This window comes from Longimicrobium sp., from assembly GCF_036280135.1.
Classification (GTDB): Bacteria; Gemmatimonadota; Gemmatimonadetes; order Longimicrobiales; family Longimicrobiaceae; genus Longimicrobium.
In genome coordinates this window covers 1-2,982 of the sequence record NZ_DASURI010000904.1, presented here as the reverse complement: position 1 = coordinate 2,982, position 2,982 = coordinate 1, and the positions used below count along the sequence as shown (strand labels likewise).

General features: G+C 69.6%; 2 protein-coding genes. Both read right to left on the bottom strand.

All coding sequences use genetic code 11. The features are described 5' to 3' along the window. Positions 1-128 precede the first annotated feature (128 nt). Entirely contained in the window at positions 129-1,190 is a 1,062-nt protein-coding gene (locus VFZ20_RS29140; RefSeq protein ID WP_329687489.1) for a hypothetical protein, read from the bottom strand. Positions 1,191-1,438: 248 nt separating this feature from the next. Further along, on the bottom strand, positions 1,439-2,875 hold the full coding sequence (locus VFZ20_RS29135; RefSeq protein ID WP_329687488.1) for a M12 family metallopeptidase: 1,437 nt from the start codon (positions 2,873-2,875) through the stop codon (positions 1,439-1,441). Positions 2,876-2,982: the final 107 nt, after the last annotated feature.

The window sequence follows — 2,982 nt, the reverse complement described above, 5'->3', positions numbered from 1 at the left end:
GGCGCTCCCTCAGGATGACGCTCGCTGGGCTCCGTTGAAAGGCAGGTTCAGCAACACCCTCTCAGGAAATCAACACCGACGTGCAGTGCTTATGCGGATCCATCAAGGCTCATCCGCATCGACGGTGCTCACGGGCAGCGCCAGTTGGTCCGCAGCAGCGACTGCACGGCCTCGTCGCGCGTGGCGGGCTGGGGAAAGCCGTTGGGAAAGTCGCGCGAGCCGTGGCTTCCGGGCGCAAAGTCGCCGTCCGCGACGTCGGCGCGTCCCCTGACTACGCGCAGGCTCGCGCCCGTGAACGTCACGCCGCCCGGATCGCGCGCGAAGCGCATCACTACCGACGTGGCTCCGGCGCCGCACCGGCAGCCAACGTTCTCTCGCGCGCCGATGATCGTGAAGCCATCCGCCGGAACGGGATGGCGCAGGCGCACGTAGATCCCGCGGTCCACGTCCTCGTCCAGCCAGCCGAAGTCGCCCTCCACGCGCGTCCCCGGCCGCAGCGTTCCGCCGGTCCATCCGTCGCGGAGAAACGGCGCCCGTCCGTCCGGTCCGGTAAAGTGCGTCAGGTGCGTGCGCTCGCGCGTGTCGCCACAGGCCTCGCACGGCATGGGCGCGGTGACGAACGTGAAGCCGTCCGTGGCGTTTCGCGCGGCCTCCAGCTTCTGGAAGTGCGCGGTCAGCGCGGCGTGCAGGCGGGCGGCGCGCACGTCCGGCGGCGACGCGGCGAGCTCCCGCAGCCCTTGCTCGAACGCCTCCAGGTTTCCGCGCCACGGCACCACCTGCTCGCCATCGGCCGCGTCCACGTCCAGCGCGCGCGGATCGGCCAGCGCGTGGTACAGGCCCACGTGCACCAGCGTGGCCGTGCCCGCATCCGCCCCGTCCGGCCTGAGGCGAAAGCGCAGCACCTCCGCCAGCGGCGTTCCGCACGCGCAGGGATACATCCCGTCGATGTCCGGCAGCAGGTGCAGGATCTCGGGCGTTCGCGGCGTGCGGATGCGGATCCAGCTGCCGCTCCACGGCTCGCGCAGCAGGTCGTCCGGCGTGAATTGCAGCGGCTGCGGCTCGCCCGCGCGAAACCAGCGGGGCGGCAGGTCGAAGTGCGGCTCGAAGAACGTCGTCTGCCCGCCCAGCCAGTGCCAGTCGCCGCAGACGGGGCACGGCGCCGTGCCGGAGTACGTGTCGTACGCGCCCATGATGGTGGCGATGGAAGAGGATGCGATCCCGCGCGATCGGCGCGCAAAGCTAACGGAAACTCGCGACGCAACGGAAGCCGCGCACCCGTTTGGGCACGCGGCTTCGCTCCAGGGGAATCCAGCATCAACTGCTCCTCACGCGGAGCCGCGGAGCCGCGGAGGCACTTCATCTCCGCGACGAAGTACTCTGCGTCCTCCGCGGCTCTGCGTGAAAAGAATCCGTTGCGGTCAGCCGGGCACGAGCGGCGCTAGTTCAGCGGGTCGTTGTGGTCCGGCGTGATCCGGACGGCATCGGCGATGATGGTGCCCGTCGTGCCGGACTTCTTCTGGATCTGCAGCGTGTACGTGCCCGCCGTGAGCGACGCGTCGCCCAGGAACAGCCAGCGCAGCCCCTGCGTCTGGTTCCACTCCCACGTCCGGATGGGCACGCTGGTGCCGGTGATCCCGGCCGGCGTTCCCGCGTACAGCTTGTAGACGGCCGTGCCCTGCGTCACCCCGCTCTTCTGGAAGGCCCACGCATAGACGTTGTACGCCGTGTCGGCGGGCACGTCGAACGTGTACCACCCCTTGTCGGACGTGGACGTGGTGTAGTAGTGGCGGTTGTCGTAGTCCGGGTTCGCGGCGCCCGAGCTGTACGACCAGGGATCGTTGCGGGTGAACGCGGGCTCTTCTTCGTCCAGGATGAAGCCGCGCTCCGAGCCCCAGTAGCCGGACTGGGAGTGGTAGGTGGCGAAGGTCGTGTAGGGACGGTCGCAGACCGGGGTGCCCGTGGAGGGGTAGATGGAGTCCAGCGCGCGGTTGTCGCAGCTGGAAAGCGAGTCGCGCTGGCCGATGCGCCGGCTGGCGTCCACTCCCTCGAACGACAGCCACAGGTCCACCTTGGCCCCGATGAAGCCCGGCTCCGGGTCGTAGTGCATGATGGAGAGCAGGTCGTACGCCGTGCCCGCGTACGTGGAGCTGGTGCACCGCCGGGTCCAGCCGCCGTCCGCCGCCAGCGTGTCGGTGATCTCGATGTAGTCGTCCCGGTCGCAGCGCTTTTGCTCGTGGTGGAACCCCAGCGCGTGCATGATCTCGTGCGACGAGGTGCCCGCCCCGCACCCGTTGATGTTGACGTTGGTGGGGCTGTTCAGGTCGCGGCCCACCTCGGCGCGGCAGCTGCCGCTGGTGTTGTTGTCGTCCAGGATGAGGATGTGGGGCATGGTCGTGTCGGTCGCCACCACGAACGTGATCCCGTCGATCCGCCGGTTGATGCGCTCCATGGCCGCGAGGGCGTTGGCCTGCGTGGTGGAGGTGGTGTTGTACTTGAACCGGTAGGGCACCACGCCCGTGGGCCAATACTTGTTCGTGTCGGTGATGGCGATGGACAGGCGGCTGTTCGCGTCGGGCCCGGCCGCGAGCGCCGCCTCGGGGGTGCGGGGCACGTCGGCGGCCAGGCCGATGACGACGTCGCCCTCCACCACCGCGTCCCCGCGGACGTCCTCGAAGAGGATTTGCTCGGGCCGCCCGTTCGCCCCGATCACGTATCCCACCTGGTACCTGCCCCCGGTCGCGCCGTCCGGCGCGCGGGGACCGGCGGGCGACGTGGGCTCGTCGGCGCACGCGGCGGCCAGCACCAGCAGCGCGCCGGCCGCGATTCGCTGAACCCCCTTGAGGGTCCGGCCCTGAATCCTGTGTTTCTCCTGCATGGAATGCCTCCAGTGGATCGGTTCTTGCCGCGGGAGCTCTTGCCCGCGGCGACGATGGATGCAGCGGCGTACTTCACCGGGTGGTCACGCCGGCCGCCAAAGGTGTT

Coding starts and splice junctions, on each gene's coding strand:
- VFZ20_RS29135 (WP_329687488.1), bottom strand. CDS start 2,875: ATGCAGGAGAAACACAGGATTCAGGGCCGGACCCTCAAGGGGGTTCAG.
- VFZ20_RS29140 (WP_329687489.1), bottom strand. CDS start 1,190: ATGGGCGCGTACGACACGTACTCCGGCACGGCGCCGTGCCCCGTCTGC.